We start from the raw sequence: 19,105 nt of genomic DNA on the forward strand, positions 1-19,105 counted from the left end.
TATTAGCTCATTATCGTTAAGTTAACACACTCAGCAGCATAATCAAACCGAAAGCGACCAGGGAGAGGATGGTTTCCATAACGGTCCATGATTTTAGAGTCTGCGGAACCGTCATATTGAAAAATTCTTTAATCATCCAAAAACCGGCGTCATTCACATGAGACAAGATCAGCGACCCTGCTCCTGTAGCAAGGACGACCAGTTCGACATTCGCGCCGGGTGTAAGTGCCAGCACAGGTGCGACAATACCGGAGCCTGTCGTCATCGCGACTGTCGCTGATCCAGTGGCTACACGAATGAGCGCAGCGACCAGAAAAGCAAATACAATCACATTCATATGGGCTCCTGTAGCGACCGCTGCAATGGCCTGACCTACACCGCTGTCGATCAATACCGTTTTAAATGCACCACCGCTCCCGATAATTAAGATAATAGAGGCTGTTGGTGCCAGACATTCACTGGTAAAACGGGACAAGTCCTCTTTCTTTAGACCACGTGCATAGCCTAGCGAGAAAAAAGAAAACACGGCCGCAATCAGTAATGCCATAACCTCATCACCAATGAATTTGAAAAATACAGTGAGCGGATGTGTATTGGCCGGGTCTACAATTTCAGCGACTGATCCGCTAAGCATTAGAATAACAGGTAACAAAATGGTGAACAAAGTAATCCAAAAGGGAGGCAACGACCGCCCCGTCGTATTTCTGAACTGCTCGTCCAGCCTCTCGGAAGGTCTGACCATGATTCTTTTGCCAATCCAAGCGCCGAAGACCGGGCCTGCAATAATGGCTGATGGGATGCCCACGATGAGTGCATATCCTATCGTGCGTCCAATATTGGCGTTAAAGGCTTCAATCGCGATCATCGGAGCCGGGTGGGGTGGTAAAAGGCCGTGTACCGTCGATAGTCCTGCCAGCATTGGAATACCGATTTTAAGCAGAGACATGTTCATTTTACGGGCAACCGTGAACAGGATGGGAATTAATAAAATAATACCAACCTCAAAAAACACCGGAATTCCCACGATAAAGCCTACGATCATCATCGCCCAATGAACGCGTTTTTCACCAAAACGATCCATCAGTGTAGTCGCGATGCGTTCGGCGCCGCCGGATTCTGCCATCATTTTACCGAGCATTGTGCCTAAACCGATCACGATGGCGATGGAGCCAAGTGTACTGCCGAGCCCTTTGGTGATGGAGGCAGTAACTTCATGACCAGGCATCCCGTTAACCAGTCCGAGAAATACCGACGAAAGCAGCAGTGAAACGAAGGGATTCCATTTGAATTTAGCAATCAGCAAAATCAAAAGAATGACGGTAACTAGCGCCCATATGAGCAGGGACGCGTTATGGCTTAAGCCGAATAATGTGTTCATGAAGGTATGCCTCCTTATTCTTATATGTATAGCTAAATGTATACTTGTCGACAACTTCAATTAAAAGAGAGCCGCGCCAGCGAGAAACGCATAAAGCGCGGTACATCTGCTCTTTGTCACGCATATGTGGCTAGGACGATGTCTTTCTTCTGTAGGGAGACAGAACGCTATCGTTAACCGCGTTGCGGGTATCTCGATAATGATCCTCAATAAATCCTGACAACTCCTGAGCATCCCCCTGATTTAAAGCGTTTGCAAAGGTTCGATGTTTGTGAATCGTGACTTGTGATTCTTCGATGTTGGACGCAAATCGTTGTTCTGTTGCAGCTAACATGACCGTCAGGATTAGCTGTCTCATGCCATTCCAGGTATAAAGAATACGGGTATGGCCAGCTTCCAGAACCAGAGCTTCATGAAAATTAAAATCCTGAAGAGAAAATTCAACGACATCCCTGTACTTGAGAGCGATTTCCATTTTGTCAATCATCTGATTCAAAACAGTCACCAATGTGGCATTATCACTATGTACATACCTTTGTACAACAAAATGTTCAATCAGCATTCGCACATCGAATAGCTCCTCCATATCACCGGGTGTCATGCCGACGACAATCGCCCCCATGCGCTCCAGACGGATCAGTCCTTCGCCCGAGAGTGCCTTCAAGGCTTCACGCACCGGAGAACGACTGGTACCAAAATCGGCAGCAATCTGATTCTCAGATAGCACAGTGCCTGGTGTCTGAACGCCGCGTATAATCTGAAGCCGAAGTTCACAAGCAATCCTTTCCCCAAGTGATGCGCCCTGTAACCAGGTTGTTGGATATTTCATAGGATACTCCTATCTAGGAAATGATTTTGCATACTGGTATACAAGTTATGGAATATTATATACCCCGTTTAAGATCCTTGTAAACGGTATCAGTTGACATCGGTTCCATTTCGCTGCTTTTAGCGTTACAATAGAAGCAGAAAAAAGAAGCAGTGAAAAGTGGAACGAACACGGAAAAGAAGGAGACCGTTTAATGATTATCATTAAAACCAAAGAACAAATTGAAAATATGAAAAAGGCTGGAGACATTTTGGCTGCTTGCCACCGGGAAATTGCCAAAATGATCAAGCCGGGCATTACGACACTGGAAATTGACGCCTTTGCGGAATCCTTTATGAAGAAGCATGGCGCAACACCGGAGCAAAAGGGCTATAACGGCTACCAGTTTGCAACTTGTGGCTCACCTAACGATGTGATTTGCCACGGATTTCCAAATAAGACACCGTTGAAGGACGGGGACATCGTGACGATCGACATGGTTGTGAACCTGAATGGCTGGCTGGCAGATTCCGCTTGGTCGTATGCGGTGGGTAATGTGTCTGAGCAGGCGCAAAAGCTGCTGGATGTTACCAAGGAATCGCTGTATAAAGGGATTGAGCAAGCCGTTATCGGTAACCGGATCGGTGATATTTCCCATGCGATACAAACCTACGCGGAAGCGGAAGGCTTCTCGGTCGTACGCGAATTTATTGGGCACGGTATCGGAGAAGAGATGCATGAGCAACCGCAGGTTCCACATTACGGACCTCCACACCGTGGACCACGCTTAAAAGAGGGTATGGTCATTACAATTGAGCCGATGCTCAACACAGGCACATACCGCAGTAAAATTGATGCGGACGGCTGGACCGCACGCACGTTGGACGGCGGCTTGTCTGCGCAATACGAGCATACGCTGGCCATTACAGCAGAGGGTCCGATCATTTTGACCCAGCAATAAAAGCAGGCATCCACCGCAAACATACAGACTACCGTGGTGAATGGTCTGGACATATTACAGAAAAGGGGCTGTCCAGAGGATAGTCCCTTTTGCTACGTGCATTCTATAAAGGTCCAGTACAAAAAAAATTGCTGCGGCGGGTGAAGAACCTAAGCTTTTAGCTCAGGACATTCGAGCCTTCTACAAGCTTTTTAGAGCGAAAAAAAATTAATCAAGATCCAACGGGTGCATGGACTGGATAATGAATAGGAAACTGCGGGGAATAATGGTTTCACCTCCAAAAACCGATTTTGGCCAAAAGGCGAATATCGGTTTTTTTCATTTCATGAGTGCCAGGCCACCATTTTAACGAAATATACACTATGCCATCAGAGTGATCAGCTTAGTTCTGGACGCTAGGATACGCTAAGTGTGTGATTATGAATCTTCTATATAGTACAAAAATAACAATAATTTGAAAACAAATTCATAAGAATGAAATGAAAAATTTCCTTTATTACACATTTAGTCCCTACTACATTTTGCAAAAATTGTTTGTTCATTGTTATATGAATTATTTTTTTGCTCTAATAGAACTATTTCAACTTTTTTCCTTGATGTCGATGTAATTGAGGATCACAAAAACGTATTCCTTTAGGAAGATGGAGATCCACTCGCTAAAACGAAAAACATGTAGGTTGCGAGTCAGCATTGTCCTAGGGGAATATCGGTCACATCTTAAGTCTTGCAATTACAAGTAGCAAGATATAAACATCAGGAGGATAACCATTATGAATTCATTCAAGAAAACGAAGAGCTTGATCAGCGCCCTGACCGGGGCTGCATTATTATTCTCGCTACCAATGACGGCAGGCGCGGAGAGCAATATCAACTATACTGGCATGTTCCTGGGCTATGACGGAAGTGTAAACACCAGTCCTGTCTGGACCTACAATCCTGACATCGTCTCCTATGATCTGCTGAACTGGAACCAGGGGGGAACCGATGCAGCCTCCATTACCTCCAATAGCGCCTCCGCCATCCAAGCCTTGGGGAAAATCGTCACCGTTTCCACCCACATGCCCAATCCCCAGGGTGGAAATGTAAACGCCCCGATGTCTGATTCCGATTTCGAGATCTTGGCTAATACAGACATTTCATCCATCAATTCGTCCAGCCCCGCATGGCTGCAAAATTATAAGGCCCAGGTTGACAACGTCGTGAACGGCCTGCAAAAGTTTAACTCATCCCCCGTTTACTACAGACCCTTCCATGAAATGAACGGAGGCTGGTTCTGGTGGGGAGACAAAAACACGACGGACTATAAGAACCTGTACATCAATCTGTACAATTACATTGTGACGACCAATGGCATGTCCAACGTCAATTTTGTCTATGCTCCAAATAAAGGAGCCAACGCGGCTGCTTATTACCCCGGCTCCAGCTACGTCACATGGATTGGCATCGACGCTTACAGCGACGATCCGTCCAATGACAATGAAATTAAGATGGCTTACAATGACATCAAAGGACTTGGCAAAACTTATGGCTTCTGCGAAATTGGACCAGCCGTGGGTGGCGACCATGTGGATCGCAACAATAATCAGCTCAAGGAATTCGATTATTCGCTTTGGAACAAGGCCCTGAATGAAATCTACACTGGAGCAAGCTTCTTTATCACCTGGGACGGCGCTTATGCTCCGCAGAACAACATAAACGGCAGCACGCTGTTTACAAAAGAAAGCTCCCAGTAAGTGCCTAGCGCCCGGCGTTCGGGCAAGACGGAAATGTAGCCTCCAATAGACTAAAAAGACGAAAAGACCAAAAAGGCACGGCCTCCTGGCTGGGAGAACGTGTCCTTTTTTGGTCTATACAGCAATATGCTAGCAAGCATGTTAAAAAACCGTTGGTCAGATGCGGACTTCTGTCTCGTCCGGAACGAATTGACGATATTGAAAATACATACGGAGCCGCCAGTGTAACAAGGTGCCGAAGGCTAGGATGAAAAATAGCCCTGCTGTCTGCGGAATGGTAATGTAATGCTGAATAAATTCATGCAGCAGCAATCGGACGATCAGCAGGCTGAATAGGATAAAAAAGAAGGTACGTGAGCGTTGCACGAAAACCAGCCCTTCTTGCAACTCAAATTTGGTGCTGCGGATCAACGGGTAAGAAAAAATAAACCAGCCGACCAGAAAAGCGCCCAGCGCCCAAAGCCAGGGAACCCGTACTTCCGGCACCACGAACATCATAAAACCGGTGCTCATGCCGAGCGGAGGGATGATGATTTTTTTGGCATTAATCGGGCGATGACCTGTCTTCATACGGATGAAAATAGCCGATATAGCGATTAAGATCATACCGAAGGTTGCGCCATATTGCAGCAATGGGGTGCTAATATGAAACATGGACTGGCCCCCTCTATAAGGAATATAAGCGTTATTGGACAGACTGCAAACCTTTCACATTATACCACATATGTAATGGATATATTTAGTTACAGTCTCTCCTCCGGCAAGCGGATTATACGCCTCTTGGTGATAACACTGGCCCTATAATTGGGTCTCTTTCATACTTATGCGAGTTCTGTTGCTTGTACCTCTCCCTGAGATGATTTTTTCTCCTTTCGCATGATATAACCCATGGCTACAATAATAAGGATAAAGGCGATCAGTGCGAGAAAAGGAATGGTGATGAAATCGAACCAGTTTAGGTAATCCTGTTCACAGGATACTCTGCCGCAGGAAGTTGAAGTTTGCGTAGCTGCTTTGGCGGCTGCATGGATGCGCTGAATGGTAAAATGATAGGCCGAAATCGCACCTCCAATGATAGCCAACGGCATGACATAACGGCGTATCCCCGAATCCCCTCGAAAATAGGCGATCCCGAGTAGAAGGGTCAGGGGATACATCAGAATGCGCTGAAACCAGCATAGCTTACAAGGCTCATACCCCAAAATCTCGCTGAGATACAGACTGCCCAAAGTTGCCACACAAGCTACAACCCAGGCGGCAAACAAAGCAATATCTGTTTTTTTAAACGATCCAATCATAGTAACGCTCCTTTTTTAATTCAAATGAGAACAAAATGAACTCATTATGTCTTGTCCCATCGGCAGGCATCTGCCGATATGTATGTCTTTATCCGTATTGTACTGTATTTTGAGTGCAGGGTCATACTTAAACATATTGACATGACTAACTATCATTTTTATAATTGCAGTAGTTTGGGAAGTTAATGAGGATTCAAGTTAGATATATATCATAAGAAATTAGGAGTGTGCCCAGAATGTCGAGTAGTCCAAAAAATGAAACCCTATCTACGATTAGTGAAAGACACGCGGTAAAGAGCTATGTTAAGGATTTTAAATTGCCAGAGGAAGATTTGGAGGCTATTTTGACTGCGGCGATAGAAGCTCCTTCCGCTTGGAACCTTCAACATTGGAAATTCCTTGTTATCGAAAGCGAAGCGGACAAGCAAAAATTGCTGCCTATCGCCTACAATCAGGGTCAAGTAGCGGAAAGTTCCGTTACGATTGCCGTATTGGGTGATTTGGAAGCGAACCGTAACACCGTCATTTATGATCAAGCGGTAGAAGCAGGCGCACTGCCAGCGGAAATCCGTGACGCATTGGTAGGTCAAATCAACGGCGCGTACCAAAACCCGCAAGTAGCTCGCGATGCAGCCATCCTGAACTCTGCTCTTGCAGCACAAAATATTATGTTGGCTGCTAAATCTCTGGGCTACGACACTTGCGCAATGGGCGGTTTCATTCCAGCACAGTTGATCGAGCAATTCAATATTCCAGCACGTTACCTGCCAACCCTGCTTATTAGTGTAGGTAAGGCACAAGTGCCAGCACGTCCATCAGGACGTTTTCCACTCTCTGAAGTTGTTGTAAAAGGCAGCTTCTAAGAAGATTTGTGAATATAAAAGGGTGTTCCTGCAACCGTTCGTGGTTGGGGAACACCCTTTTTTACGTCGTGTTAGACTATTTAAGTCCTGTTGTCAGCCCTTTGTTTAGTCCGAGCGTTTGGACACGAGATATACCAGCTCCAGCGTCAGGATCGGTAGAAAGACAGAAGCTGGATAGGCCAGATAGCGCGGCTCCCATTGCGGCTTGAACTTATCCTTAAAGCGCCGCAGCCCCTGAAAGCCGTAAAAATGTCCCCCGTATTGGAAAACGAGTCGGGCCAGCTTTTCCTCGCGCAATGCCTTTTCGCTTTGCCCTACCTGGGACAGCGGTGCCATTCCCAGATTAAATGTCGTATACCCACTCTCCTTGGCCCACTCAATGACCCGTGTGAATAAATAATCCATCGTGCCATTTGGCGTGTCAGGCAAGTGGCGCATCAGGTCAATGGAGACCGTCCGTCCATGATCATAGGAAGGGGCCATCGTAGCGAAAGCGATGACCTTCCCTTCAGAGTCCTTTAGCAATGCAATCGGAGCCAACTGAAGATAAGATTCTTTGAACCAGCCGAGTGAATATCCCTTCTCCTTACGCCCATCCAGCCAAATATTCGAAACCTGACGCATCTCCTCAATCAGTAACGCCTCTAGAGGCGGTTGGATGATTTCGAACGAGTAGCCATCGCGGTCAAAACGGTTTTTGGCGCTGCGTAGCGCTTGATTGCTTTTGCCCGTCAGTGTAAATGATTCCAGCGGCACCAGTGCTTCCTCGCCCAGTTTGAAAAAGCGATAGCCGTTCTCGTGATAGATGGACAAATACTCCGGCGAGGCCTGATAAAATACAGCCGTTAACGCATACCGATCTGCGAACCGCTGAAATTCCTGAATGGCTTCACTCACACGTTCTTTTGGACCGAGTGGGTCACCTAATACAATCAGTTTGTCCCGGCTACGAGCATAGGGAATGACAACCTGTTCATTTTTGGTCCAATACAGATATTTATCGCCCAGAAAAAGCATATGAGAGACGAGATTACCACCCTGCCGTTCCAAAAATTCTTTTAGCTTATCCAGCTCCTGCTCGTCGGGTAGATTAGCGATGCTACGCTGAGGTCGAAGAAAGAAATATACCGTCAGGAATACCCATGCCAAAATCAGACTAAACACGGCGGTAACTCCGTAATCGCTGCGGTTCATAAAAAAGTCTAGATGGACCTTGGCATGCAAATGGCGCATAAAGGGAGTGTTGGAGCCTGCCCCAATGATAAAATAAGCCCCGGTTACGAGTAGAGATAATCCACCCCATATTAAAATGTTGTGCCGATTCAGCGGCGCACTGACCCGATAAAACCGCGAACGCGAAATCCATAGCATTAACGCCACAAACAGTAGGAATAAAGCTTCTTCAAAATCCAGACCTTTAGTGAAGGTGAAAATAGCTCCTGTCAGAAGCAGTATCAATGTCAGTCGTAATGCTCTGCGAATACGCAGAGAGATTCCATGGGACAGGACGACAAGCATAATTCCGATGATGACCGAGATTTCATGCGACAAGCGCATGACGGGCAGGCTGAGCAAATGCTCAGCAAAACGAAGCCGATATAACAGACCGGGCGTAGCTGCCGACAAAAGAAGCACCACGCCGGATATGAGTACCAGCTTACCAAGCGCCCATACCCCTAGGTCGGCCAAAAACCGGAATTGACCAGGCCAGCCCCATACCTTCTGCCAGGCATTAAGGGAGTAATCCCAACCTGTCTCAGCTAGCTGATTCAGGCGCTCGTTACGCGGAATCATTTCCAGCGCGGCTAACACCAAGCCGATGAGCCACGGGATGATGTAATAAAAGACGCGAAAGACCAGTAGGACAGCCAGTGCCCGATCTGAGTTGGCTTCCGCCATTTGCAGCCCGAGCAGGGCAATGATGTCGAATGCCCCGACCCCTCCGGGTGCAAGACTGATTAACCCGGCAATCGCGGCTATTACATAAATACCGAACACAGCATGCATCGGCAGTTCATGGAGCAAGTGCGAGCCGATCCATGCAAAGGTAAGGCCAGCCAGCAGCCATTCCAGCAGGGAAGCACTGATGGAAGCGGAGATGGTGGACCAGGAAAGCTGTCCTTCTCCCTTGTTGAACCATGTGGAGTACCGTTTGGAGCGCTGCATGATCAGGAATAGTGGTAGGTACAATGCCATTCCCCACAGCGCCCAATGAAGCCACGGGTGAGCATCCAGTACAGGCTGTACCGGATACAGATGAACAATGGCTCCCCAAGCCAGCAAAGATAGTCCGGTAATGACGACTGGCGAAAGAAACACGACCGCAGAGGTGATGACACCCAACGGCACACCGCTTTTCTTATACAGTACTGTGCGAAGTCCCGCTCCTGTAAAGCCTGCAAAACCAAAGACATTATTGAAGGTATTGGAGATCCAGGCGTAGCGAAATGTTGTTCCAGGCTTGACCTGAAGCTTGAAATGATGTCTGATTACGTAATCATATGCACTCATAGCCGCCACAGCAACCAGTGAGAACAAGCCAATCTCGATGAGAAAGGTGGCATCCATTCGCCGCAGCTCATGAAGCATACGCGCCAGATTAAAGTCTTTTAGTTCTCGTCCCGCCTCCCATATAATAAAAGCCAGTACAGCCAACGGTAGCAAAATACGTGTCAATCGCTGCCTGTAGATGGTCATTATGAACTGTACGATTTTAAAAGATTGAATCGGTTTGTGATTAGATTTCATAGATTCACCTGCTTGGAAAAGAATGAGATATACACGGAATGAGGTGCTTAGATTTCATACCCGCTGAACATTACTATATATTATACCTGTAATAATCGCTTCAATAACAACAGAAGGGTTACGATATGGGATTTCAGATTGATTGCTGTAAATAATTCCAATATAATGATGGAAAACCTAGTGAATTGCTTGGCAATGGAGCTGATTTGGATATGAGTATATGGGACCGTAATCTTTTTATACGTCGCCTGGAGCTGATATGGCCTCCAGATGCGGACAAGAGCCAATATCCGTTTAACTTAAAAGCCTTACACCAGTGGAACGAACTCAAATTTCATCCTTCCGTCACCTATATTATTGGAGAAAATGGCGTAGGTAAATCGACGCTTATGGAGGCAATCGCGGTCGCGTGGGGATTTAATCCAGAGGGAGGTACTAAAAATTTCAATTTTTCTACACAAGCCACGCATTCCTCACTGTATGAGCATATCCGGCTGGTGAGAGGGGTAGAAAAGCCAAGGGATGGCTTCTTTTTCCGGGCGGAGAGCTACTATAATGTGGCGACTCACATCGACGAGCTGGATCGAGAAGGAGGAGGACGACCGATTCGAGATTCCTACGGGGGTAAATCGCTGCATGAGCAGTCGCATGGCGAGTCTTTTTTTGCTGCCTTTGTGCATCGGTTTGGAGGGCAAGGATTGTATATTTTGGATGAACCGGAAGCTGCATTATCGCCTTTGCGCCAGATGGCCATGCTTGCACGGATTCACGAGCTGGTGCAGCAGGGCTCACAGTTTATCATTTCTACTCATTCCCCTATTTTGATGGCTTATCCAGATTCCATCTTGTATCATCTGACACATGAAGGGATCGACACCCGGACGCTAGAGGAAACCGATCATTTTATCATTACGAAACAATTTCTGAATAACAGGGAAAAGATGATACAGGAGCTATTCGAAGATCCACAATAAAGTTCGTAGGGACCGCCAGACCGTTCCAGAAATTCATCCTGGTCGTTCGTTATGAGAGGGACAACATCGCCATTTCAAGTTGTTCCTTTTTGCTGTTCTGCCCAAAGGAAAGATTCAGGGTTATCGGAAGTATTTTAGGATTGTTATTTGTCTCTCTCTCTATTAATATAATGAAGAGTTTTGCTGAAATGGTTGCAAAATAAGATTTTCGTATACGAAATAAAGAACCTGAGGAGGACAAAACGCTACATGTCAGATTCACAACAGTTGAAAATGGGGCCGCTGGTCATTTTGATGATTAATATGTTTATTGCCATGCTGGGGATTGGCCTCATTATTCCGATCCTTCCCAAGTTTATGAGCTCCTTGGGAGGCAGTGGTGAAACGGGTGGTTATTTGGTTGCCGTGTTTGGCTTAACCCAATTCCTGTTTTCGCCGCTAGCGGGAGAATGGTCCGATAAATACGGACGTAAAAAAATGATTATTATCGGTTTGGTAATCATGACGGCGTCTTCTGTATTGTTTGCGATTGGGGAATCGTTAACCATACTGTATATCTCCCGTTTGCTGGGAGGTGCAGGAGCAGCTTTTATGATTCCTCCGATGATGGCCTATATTGCTGATATTACAACGGTCCACAATCGTGGTAGAGGAATGGGGTTGTTGGGTGCCGCCATGTCTCTTGGCTTTGTGATCGGTCCTGGTGTGGGCGGCTTGCTGGCAGATATCTCGATTCGTACGCCCTTATATGTTTCGGCGGCCGTATCGGGCGTAGCTGCACTGATTTCCTTGATTATGCTGCCCGAAACCTTGTCGCTGGAGAAACAGTTGAAGTTTCGGAATGTCAAGGCCAAACGGGATAATGTGATTAAACAGTTTGCCCTTTCTTTCCGCAAGCCTTACTTTATGCTGCTGATTATGATATTCACGCTAACCTTTGGATTGACGCATTTTGAAACGATGTTTCCTTTCTTCGTGACGGGCAAGTTTCATTACAATGAGCGTGATATTGCTATCATTATTACCGTAGGAGCACTGGTCGGAACCGTGATTCAAGCTGTGGTCATTAGCCCGATGTTGAATCGTTTTGGCGAAAAAGGTGTCATTATCGGTTCCTTTCTGTTTTCAGCGATTTCCCTTGTGCTTATGCTGCTCTCCGGCAACTTTTATTATGTACTCGGGGTATCGCTTATCTTCTTTACCGCTACGTCGTTGCTGCGGCCAGCCATTAATACTGCTTTATCCAAAATGGCGGGGGATGAGCAGGGAGTTGCAGCCGGCATGAACAATGCTTATATGAGTATTGGTAATATTCTGGGGCCTGCACTTGCGGGTAAATTGTTCGATGTGCATATCAATTTGCCATATATTTTTGGGGCAGTCATCCTCATCCTTAGTTTGGGGCTGGCTGTAAAATGGAATAGCAGAGATACGCAAACCACAGCGGTTTAATGTTGTTCTTGTCGTAAATTTAGTCTCTTTTGGTGTGAACTGTGACGTTCTTATGAACCACAGATGGCGCCGAAGGAGGCTATTTTTTTGCATACATTGCGAAACGTTAAATGAAACGACAGAATCTTGGGTAATAATGCATGATGGTTTTACAACAAGACAAATAGTAGAGCTAAAAGCCAGATAAAAAAAGCTAGAAGGAGCTGAGAGCCGATGGAAGAGCGGAATGAGCAGTTATTTTATACAGGGACTTATGCGTCTCGTCAGGAAAGAGGAATATATGTATGTGCTTTGAATGTGACCCATGGTGATCTGCGCATGGTTGGAGGTGTGGAAGGGATGGAGAGGCCTTCTTTTCTCGCGCTACACCCGGATGGGACAAAGCTGTATGCTGCCAGTGAAACAGAAGGAGGCGAGCTGTATGCGTATCAGGTGAATACCCAGACGGGGGAATTACATCCTTTGGATCGCAAAGGGACAGAGGGAGCACATACTTGCTATGTTTCCGTAACAACCGATGGACGATATGTGCTGGCTTCCAACTATTCAGGCGGCAATGCCGTTGTGTTCCCTGTGACGGAAGCTGGAGGATTAGGAGACATGTCGGGGCAAGTTCAGCATACCGGCTCAGGTATTCGCCAGGACCGTCAGGATGCGGCACATCCGCATTCAATTATTCCAGATCCTTCAGGACAGTATGCCCTGATATGTGATCTGGGGCTGGATCAGATTGTGGTATACCGTTTGACAGAGGATGGCAAACTGGTGACCCATCGTGAGACAGATTTGCCACCTGGTTCTGGACCGCGTCATCTGGTTTTTCATCCTTCGCGTCCATATGCTTTTGTCGCCAATGAGTTGAACAATACCGTCGCTGTGTTTAGTTATAACGAACGTAATGGTGAGCTTACATTGCTGCAAAGCCTGTCCACACTGCCAGAAGGCTTTATAAATGTAGATAATACAGCAGCCGATATTCGGATTACGCCCTGTGGACGCTTTTTGTATGTGTCAAACCGCGGCCATGACAGCATCGTGCTATACCATGTCGATCTGGACAGCGGCAAGCTGAGGACGGTTGAATGGGTGGAAACCTTCGGCAGCACACCGCGTAACTTCAACATCTTGTCCGGTTATCTGGTAGTGGCGAATCAGGATGGAAACAACCTCGTATCCTTTGCCATCCATGGTGAGGATGGACGGTTGACCCGAACGGGATATGTGCTGGAGGTTCCTTCACCTGTGTGTATTGAACCTGTACGCTAATCGGATAGCACGTGGCAAAAGAGTACGATATAAGTGAATGAAAAAATAAAACACGGCGCTTTGTTTCCCATGAAAGGCATGGGACAAACGCCGTGTTCAGGTCTTGAAGTGAACTAAAAACTATTTGCTGCTATCGCCAGCTTCTACCGTTACTGTTTTGGTATGATTTTCTGCGTGTTTGTAGTACAAACGGAACAAGATGTCCTGATTGTAGTTACCGAATCCGGTGCCGAACAGAGTAACCCCTCCCACATGCTGGGCATCATCCAATATGGCAATACGGAATTTCCATTGCTTCTGATCAATCAGCACTTGGCTTAAAGTCACGTCAGAAATTTGCTTCCCATCCATAAAGGTACCCTCGGAGGTAACGCGAAGTCTTTTGAGGAGACCATATTGATTGATAAAATCAGGCCACCATGCAGGTGTGTATTTACCACGGTTATCCCCGAAATCCCCTGGGCTGGTCCATGTACCCAAATTCACATCATTTAGGAAAAAAGTGATATCTGAAGGCCAATTATCATTGGTAAAAGGGGCCTCGGATGATAGTTCCATCGAAATTTCCAGTTCCTCAGCTTTTTGGCTGGACAGTAGGAAATTCGGCACCTTATAATCCATATATCCTTGGCTGAACCAAAGAATTTTGGAATTGAAGCGCTCAGGGTCCAAGAACGAACGAGGCTCATCGAATTCACCAATGATCTTTTCGACGGTAGCCAGTCCGCAGGTCGCCTGTATTTCAAAATCTGTAAAGTGTCCGACGGAAATCTCTGTCTGATGGAATTGCCGTACATCCTGCTGATAGCGTGGCATGGCGATTTCAATTTTGTCTGTTGCCAGCGAGCACACTTTCTGTACCCCGCCTCGTCCGGGCAGCATTTTGGTCGAAATAATGGACGCTCTCTCCAGTTTCTTGACATGCATCGTCATAATCGCACTGCTGAGCCCCAACGCTTCCGCCAGCTCACGTATATTCATAGGCTTCTCCGCAAGCAGAACAATCATGTTTAGCCGAACCTCACTGGCCAGCGCCTCATAAACGGGAAGTGATTTTTCAGAAATGTCCAGTTGCATAGTTCCTCCAATTCTAACGCACATCATAAATTGATGGTAGTTTAACATATATGGATTTTTTTCAATAATAATACATATTAAACGATATGATTTACATTTATATAAACAATATACCCTTTCCTTGATCATTGGCACAAGCCTAACCCCACAAAAATCCAAAAATTGTTCAAAAAACAGGACACCCCATAAACTCTTTCTTTGTTGTTGGGATGTCCTGTGATGGTATGTGATTTGCAGGCAGGATACGGGTAAAGGCATGTCCATTGGTGTTTAGGATCGGATATGTTCTTCTGCCAAAGAAGAGTCAGCCGTTTTATCTTTATCTGCTGCGCGTAAATCCTGATGTTGAGAAGCATCTGCCTTGATCAAGCCGGGATGACCAACATAAGGACGATCACTGCGAGAGCGGCCTCGGGTAAGTCGGAAGCCGATCAAGAACAGCACAAGCTGAACAGCCAGTATGTAGGGAGACGCTTCGGGTCCGATCCATTGAAACAGGGCGACAGCGGCGATTACCAAGCACAACAGGCTTGTTGGAAAATGGGATGCCGTCACGTCCAGATCATTTTGCCTGCGCAGGGTCATTAGCCTGTACACATACAGTAAGGCGATCAAGCCTGAAACGAACCTCATCCACGCACACCCTATGAGCCATGAGGCAGATTGTGCAGTGTCGGGCAGACTAACATCAACATGGCTGGAGGCTGTCAGTTCCACAACCAGCCTTGTGACCAACCAGACGATTCCTGCCAGTGCCAGCGGACCAGCTGCTGGACGCAATAGCTTCCACAATGCTGTTCCCCAGCCCGGAGCATGAGATTCCAGCAGAACAAGACGCCGTTCCTCAATGAGTTTGTTCATTTCACGCTCCAGTGATTTGAGAAGCAATTCTCTGCGGAACGCATCACACTCCCGAAGGGATGCTTGAACCTGCTCTTGAAGGTGAGGGGTCAAATAGGGAGCAGCTTTGGCTTCCTGAAGAGCGTGGATGAGTCCGTTCTGGTACTGCTTTTCGCTGTTATTGAACCCGTTCTGGGTAGCGGTTTGGAGACAACCAGCTAATCGTCCATAGATACGCAGCGATTCCTGTAATTCTTCCAGCCGCTGCTGACGCGAATTTCGAAGCTGGGCTGCACTGTGAACATACAGCCATACCAGCAAAGACAACGCCAGCAGGAAGGCAATCAGACCGGGTGAGATATATGCGGCTAACGCCGCGAAGTCCGTCGGGGACACCCGCAATCCCTCCTTCCATTGTTCTTTCTACACTATTGCACAGACCACACAGGCATTTCAAGGGCTTGTATATCTCTGACCAAGATATATGAAGTATTTTTTGGTAAAATAGACAAGATTACAAGCAGGAAGAGGAGATTCGGCATGAATAAAAATATAGAAAATGCAACAGAACATCATGAGACATCGAATCAACCGTATGAGCTTCTTCGTGTAGATTACGCCATTCCATCCGTCGAGGAATATCGGGCTTTGCGCAAGGAAGCTGGTTTGTCGCAAATTACAGAAGAAGCGGCAGCCAAGGGCCTACCGAACAGGAAGGGATGTACTGGCGACAGCCGGGAGGACTGTAAACTGAAATCCTGTACGAGTTTGAGTTGAACATAAAACGGATAAATAACAGTAAGAAAATTATAGACAGGAAGAAGGCAGTGAATATGAAGGTTATTATTTTCGGGGCAACAGGGACAATCGGCAAAGCGTTAGTAAAGGAAGCTATCAAGCGTAAGTATCAGGTGACGGCGGCGGTGCGCGATCCGCAACGTATGACAGAGCAAAGTGAATATTTGACAGTGGTTCAAGCGGATATTCTGAATCCAAATTCTGTTACGGATGTGGCCAAAGGGCACGATGCTATCATTAGCGCGTACGGTCCCAAGTTTGGAGAAGAGGAAGAACTGCTCGAAGCGACTCGTTCTTTACTGGAAGGAACTCGGCGTTCCGGCGCGGAGCGCATACTTGTCGTTGGTGGAGCGGGAAGTCTGAAAACAGAAAACGGTGAACGCCTCATGGATACCGCCGAGTTTCCGGAGGAAGTGAAGCCGCTGGCGGCTGCCCATGCAGATGCACTGGAGCTGTACCGCGCTGCGGATGTAGACTGGACCTATTGTAGTCCTGCCGGAATGATTGAAGCAGGAAAACGTACAGGACAGTTCCGTATTGGTTTGGATCATTTGGTGGTTGACGAATTAGGCCATAGCCGTATCTCGGTCGAAGATTATGCGGTAGCCCTGATTGATGAGTTAGTAGAAGGGGAATTTGTCAATTCCCGTTTTACGGTTGGATATTAATAAGCAGGGATAGCCATACGGGAGGCGAAAAGCATGTATATGGTGACCGCCGAAGAAATGCGAGAATTGGATCGCTATACAATTGACAAGCTGGGTATTCCGGCCCTTACCTTGATGGAAAATGCCGGGCGCGCGGTAGCTGACGAGGTATTGAAGCTTTCACACACTGGGCAGGGGGATATACCGGGACATGGCGGTGTTATACGGACAGAGACGTGGAGTCAAGGACGACATGACTTACGGGAACGAGAACACTGGTATATCCTCGTAGGCAAAGGCAACAACGGTGGTGACGGACTGGTGGCGGCCCGCCATTTAACCGATGCAGGGCTACGCGTCACCGTTGTGTACGTCGAGCCGCTAGACACGCTGCGGGGTGAGGCGGCTGCGCAGCGCGATATCATCGCGGCTCTGGGTATCCCGGTGATCCTCTATGGCCGGGATACCCTCGACCTGCGCGGCGCCTCCGGCATCGTCGATGCCCTGCTGGGCACGGGCACGCAAGGCCCGCCGCGCGAACCCTACGCCTCGCTGATCCACGAGGCCAATGCCAGCGGCGTGCCGCTGGTGTCGGTAGACGTGCCTAGCGGCCTTGACGCCGACACAGGTGCACTGCACGAGCCGTGCATTCGTGCGCGCGTCACCGTATGCCTCGCCTACTTGAAGCGTGGGCTCGTCCAATATCCAGGCGCCGGGACCGCAGGCGATGTGGTGGTACGCTACATCGGTATTCCACCCGGCCTTGCCCGTGAGTGCGGCGTGCAGCTGCAGCTCTTGACCCGTGACACGCTGCGCGCTGCGCTGGACGTGGATGTAAGCCGCAGCCGCGTGCCGGACGGACACAAGGGCACCTACGGCCACGTTCTGGTCGCGGCTGGAAGCCTGCGCATGAGCGGCGCGGGCTTGCTGGCCGCACGTGCCGCTCTGCGCATCGGCAGCGGCCTTGTCACGTGGGCGGTGCCCGAAGCGCTGCTGCCGCGCATCATTGGCGCCGCGCCGGAACTAATGCTCGCTGCCGCAGCAGCAGGCGGAGACGGCGAATGGAACGCCGACTCCGCAGACGAGCTGCTACAGCTCGCGCAGGCACGTGATGTGCTGGCCGTCGGCCCCGGCCTCGGCCGCTTTGCAGGGGACACCGGCTGGCTGCGCCGCCTGTGGGAGGAATACGGCGGTCCGCTTGTGCTTGATGCGGACGCCTTGAACATCCTCGCCTCGGCGGGGCCTGAGCTGGAGGCTTGGAAGCCGAGAAGTGCGGCGGTCGTATTGACCCCGCACCCCGGTGAAATGGCTCGTCTGCTGGGCATACCGACAGCAGAGGTCCAGCGTGACCGTATCACCCATGCCCGGGAGTACGCCCGAACACGTGGGGTCACGCTGGTGCTCAAAGGAGCGCGCACGGTCATCGCTTGTCCCGACGGAACGGCCTACGTCAATACCACAGGCCATGCTGGGATGGCGACAGGCGGTGCGGGCGATGTGCTAACAGGCATCATCGCAGGTTTGCTGGCTCAGGGCTTGAATGCTTCGCAGGCAGCAGCTTTTGGCGTGTATTTGCATGGTGCGGCTGGAGAAACAGCCGCACGTCATCGCCAGCATCCTGACTCTGTGATCGCTGGCGACATTATTGAAGCCCTATAGGCCATAGCAGCAGTGGCAGGAGGAAGGCCAGCATGATCTGTAATCCATATTCACGGTTCAGCCAGTGCCTTCCTCCATAATACAGCAGTGTAATCCCTGCACCTGCTATGCCGTTGCTCCATGAAATGCCCGTTCCGGCAGGCGACATCAAAGAACCTAGCAGGAGAAAGACACTGAATCCTGCAGCGAGGTATAGGGTGAGCTGCTCGGGCTTGCGAAGCCAGGGTAAAAGATCGCATAGCGCATCAGCGACAAGAGCGGCAGGAAGGGCAAAACCATAGGCCCACAGCTGCGCGGTCAGTTCACCACTATTGCCTGCTATAGTCAGAGGAACCCCTATTACTTCCTCTGTCAGATAGCAGTAGACCCATAAGAGACCAAAAACCAATCCTCCACAGGCCAGTTTATTCAGCGCATAACAACCAAGCTCCATCCGCCAAGGCATTTTGGAATTAAATTCATTCCAAGGCTGTCTCATGTTGCGACTCCTCCTCTGATCACACTCGGTATTCACAACCAATCAAGGAATTTATTTTCAATTACAATCCGCTTACCGTTTACGACATTTCAGTTTACGTTAGCTGTGTATCATGTTCCTAAGCA

At 48.3% G+C, this 19,105-nt stretch carries 17 protein-coding genes; 9 read left to right on the forward strand and 8 right to left on the reverse strand.

Annotated features, from left to right (window positions below):
* Positions 1 to 16 precede the first annotated feature (16 nt).
* Positions 17 to 1,378, reverse strand: coding sequence for a GntP family permease (locus tag MKY35_RS02285; protein ID WP_341038480.1), 1,362 nt, complete (start codon positions 1,376 to 1,378; stop codon positions 17 to 19).
* Between the two features lie 130 nt (positions 1,379 to 1,508).
* Positions 1,509 to 2,207: a GntR family transcriptional regulator gene (locus MKY35_RS02290; RefSeq protein ID WP_342445467.1), complete on the reverse strand. Its 699-nt coding sequence runs from the start codon at positions 2,205 to 2,207 to the stop codon at positions 1,509 to 1,511.
* 193 nt (positions 2,208 to 2,400) lie between these two features.
* On the opposite strand from MKY35_RS02290, the gene map reads away from it, so the two are divergent.
* Both map and MKY35_RS02300 read left to right on the forward strand, forming a co-directional pair.
* The gene (gene map / locus MKY35_RS02295) at positions 2,401 to 3,147 is read left to right on the forward strand and encodes a type I methionyl aminopeptidase (protein ID WP_013308498.1); all 747 of its coding nucleotides are present in this window, start codon (positions 2,401 to 2,403) and stop codon (positions 3,145 to 3,147) included.
* Positions 3,148 to 3,917: 770 nt separating this feature from the next.
* A complete protein-coding gene (locus MKY35_RS02300; RefSeq protein ID WP_318627649.1) occupies positions 3,918 to 4,880 on the forward strand; it encodes a glycosyl hydrolase in 963 nt (320 codons plus the stop codon).
* Between the two features lie 156 nt (positions 4,881 to 5,036).
* On the opposite strand, the gene MKY35_RS02305 is transcribed toward MKY35_RS02300, so the two are convergent.
* Together MKY35_RS02305 and MKY35_RS02310 are read right to left on the reverse strand one after the other, a co-directional pair.
* On the reverse strand, positions 5,037 to 5,534 hold the full coding sequence (locus MKY35_RS02305; protein WP_029514725.1) for a cytochrome c biogenesis protein CcdC: 498 nt from the start codon (positions 5,532 to 5,534) through the stop codon (positions 5,037 to 5,039).
* Between the two features lie 167 nt (positions 5,535 to 5,701).
* Entirely contained in the window at positions 5,702 to 6,178 is a 477-nt protein-coding gene (locus tag MKY35_RS02310) for a disulfide oxidoreductase (protein WP_342445468.1), read from the reverse strand.
* 236 nt (positions 6,179 to 6,414) lie between these two features.
* Between MKY35_RS02310 and MKY35_RS02315 the strand changes: the two genes are divergently transcribed.
* Positions 6,415 to 7,041, forward strand: coding sequence for a nitroreductase family protein (locus tag MKY35_RS02315; RefSeq protein WP_069010781.1), 627 nt, complete (start codon positions 6,415 to 6,417; stop codon positions 7,039 to 7,041).
* Positions 7,042 to 7,146: 105 nt separating this feature from the next.
* On the opposite strand, the gene mprF is transcribed toward MKY35_RS02315, so the two are convergent.
* Positions 7,147 to 9,789, reverse strand: coding sequence for a bifunctional lysylphosphatidylglycerol flippase/synthetase MprF (mprF, locus tag MKY35_RS02320; protein WP_342445469.1), 2,643 nt, complete (start codon positions 9,787 to 9,789; stop codon positions 7,147 to 7,149).
* Between the two features lie 212 nt (positions 9,790 to 10,001).
* Here mprF and MKY35_RS02325 point away from each other — a divergent pair, with 212 nt between their 5' ends.
* The 3 genes from MKY35_RS02325 to MKY35_RS02335 all read left to right on the forward strand — a co-directional run bounded on the left by MKY35_RS02325 (position 10,002) and on the right by MKY35_RS02335 (position 13,481).
* Positions 10,002 to 10,763: an AAA family ATPase gene (locus MKY35_RS02325; RefSeq protein ID WP_029514729.1), complete on the forward strand. Its 762-nt coding sequence runs from the start codon at positions 10,002 to 10,004 to the stop codon at positions 10,761 to 10,763.
* A 249-nt stretch (positions 10,764 to 11,012) separates the two neighbouring features.
* Positions 11,013 to 12,215, forward strand: coding sequence for a tetracycline resistance MFS efflux pump (locus tag MKY35_RS02330; protein WP_029514730.1), 1,203 nt, complete (start codon positions 11,013 to 11,015; stop codon positions 12,213 to 12,215).
* A 213-nt stretch (positions 12,216 to 12,428) separates the two neighbouring features.
* On the forward strand, positions 12,429 to 13,481 hold the full coding sequence (locus MKY35_RS02335; protein WP_342445470.1) for a lactonase family protein: 1,053 nt from the start codon (positions 12,429 to 12,431) through the stop codon (positions 13,479 to 13,481).
* Between the two features lie 120 nt (positions 13,482 to 13,601).
* On the opposite strand, the gene MKY35_RS02340 is transcribed toward MKY35_RS02335, so the two are convergent.
* Positions 13,602 to 14,558 carry an ArsR family transcriptional regulator gene (locus MKY35_RS02340; protein WP_039270301.1) on the reverse strand — a complete coding sequence of 319 codons (957 nt, stop codon included), beginning with the start codon at positions 14,556 to 14,558 and terminating at the stop codon, positions 13,602 to 13,604.
* A gap of 270 nt (positions 14,559 to 14,828) precedes the next feature.
* Positions 14,829 to 15,794, reverse strand: coding sequence for a hypothetical protein (locus MKY35_RS02345; RefSeq protein WP_342445471.1), 966 nt, complete (start codon positions 15,792 to 15,794; stop codon positions 14,829 to 14,831).
* Between the two features lie 144 nt (positions 15,795 to 15,938).
* Here MKY35_RS02345 and MKY35_RS02350 point away from each other — a divergent pair, with 144 nt between their 5' ends.
* The 3 genes from MKY35_RS02350 to MKY35_RS02360 are packed head-to-tail and all read left to right on the forward strand — an operon-like array spanning position 15,939 to position 18,502.
* The gene (locus MKY35_RS02350) at positions 15,939 to 16,175 is read left to right on the forward strand and encodes a hypothetical protein (protein WP_342445472.1); all 237 of its coding nucleotides are present in this window, start codon (positions 15,939 to 15,941) and stop codon (positions 16,173 to 16,175) included.
* A 56-nt stretch (positions 16,176 to 16,231) separates the two neighbouring features.
* Entirely contained in the window at positions 16,232 to 16,864 is a 633-nt protein-coding gene (locus MKY35_RS02355; RefSeq protein ID WP_342425582.1) for an NAD(P)-dependent oxidoreductase, read from the forward strand.
* Between the two features lie 33 nt (positions 16,865 to 16,897).
* Positions 16,898 to 18,502, forward strand: a complete 1,605-nt coding sequence (locus tag MKY35_RS02360) for an NAD(P)H-hydrate dehydratase (protein ID WP_342445473.1) — start codon at positions 16,898 to 16,900, stop codon at positions 18,500 to 18,502.
* Here the strand turns inward: MKY35_RS02360 and MKY35_RS02365 are convergent.
* Complete coding sequence (locus MKY35_RS02365) at positions 18,486 to 18,980, reverse strand: hypothetical protein (RefSeq protein ID WP_165148014.1); 495 nt, start codon at positions 18,978 to 18,980, stop codon at positions 18,486 to 18,488. The genes MKY35_RS02360 and MKY35_RS02365 overlap by 17 nt on opposite strands.
* Positions 18,981 to 19,105 lie beyond the last annotated feature (125 nt).

Origin of the sequence: Paenibacillus sp. FSL L8-0638 (genome assembly GCF_038593075.1) — a bacterium.
Taxonomy (GTDB): Bacteria; Bacillota; Bacilli; order Paenibacillales; family Paenibacillaceae; genus Paenibacillus; species Paenibacillus polymyxa_D.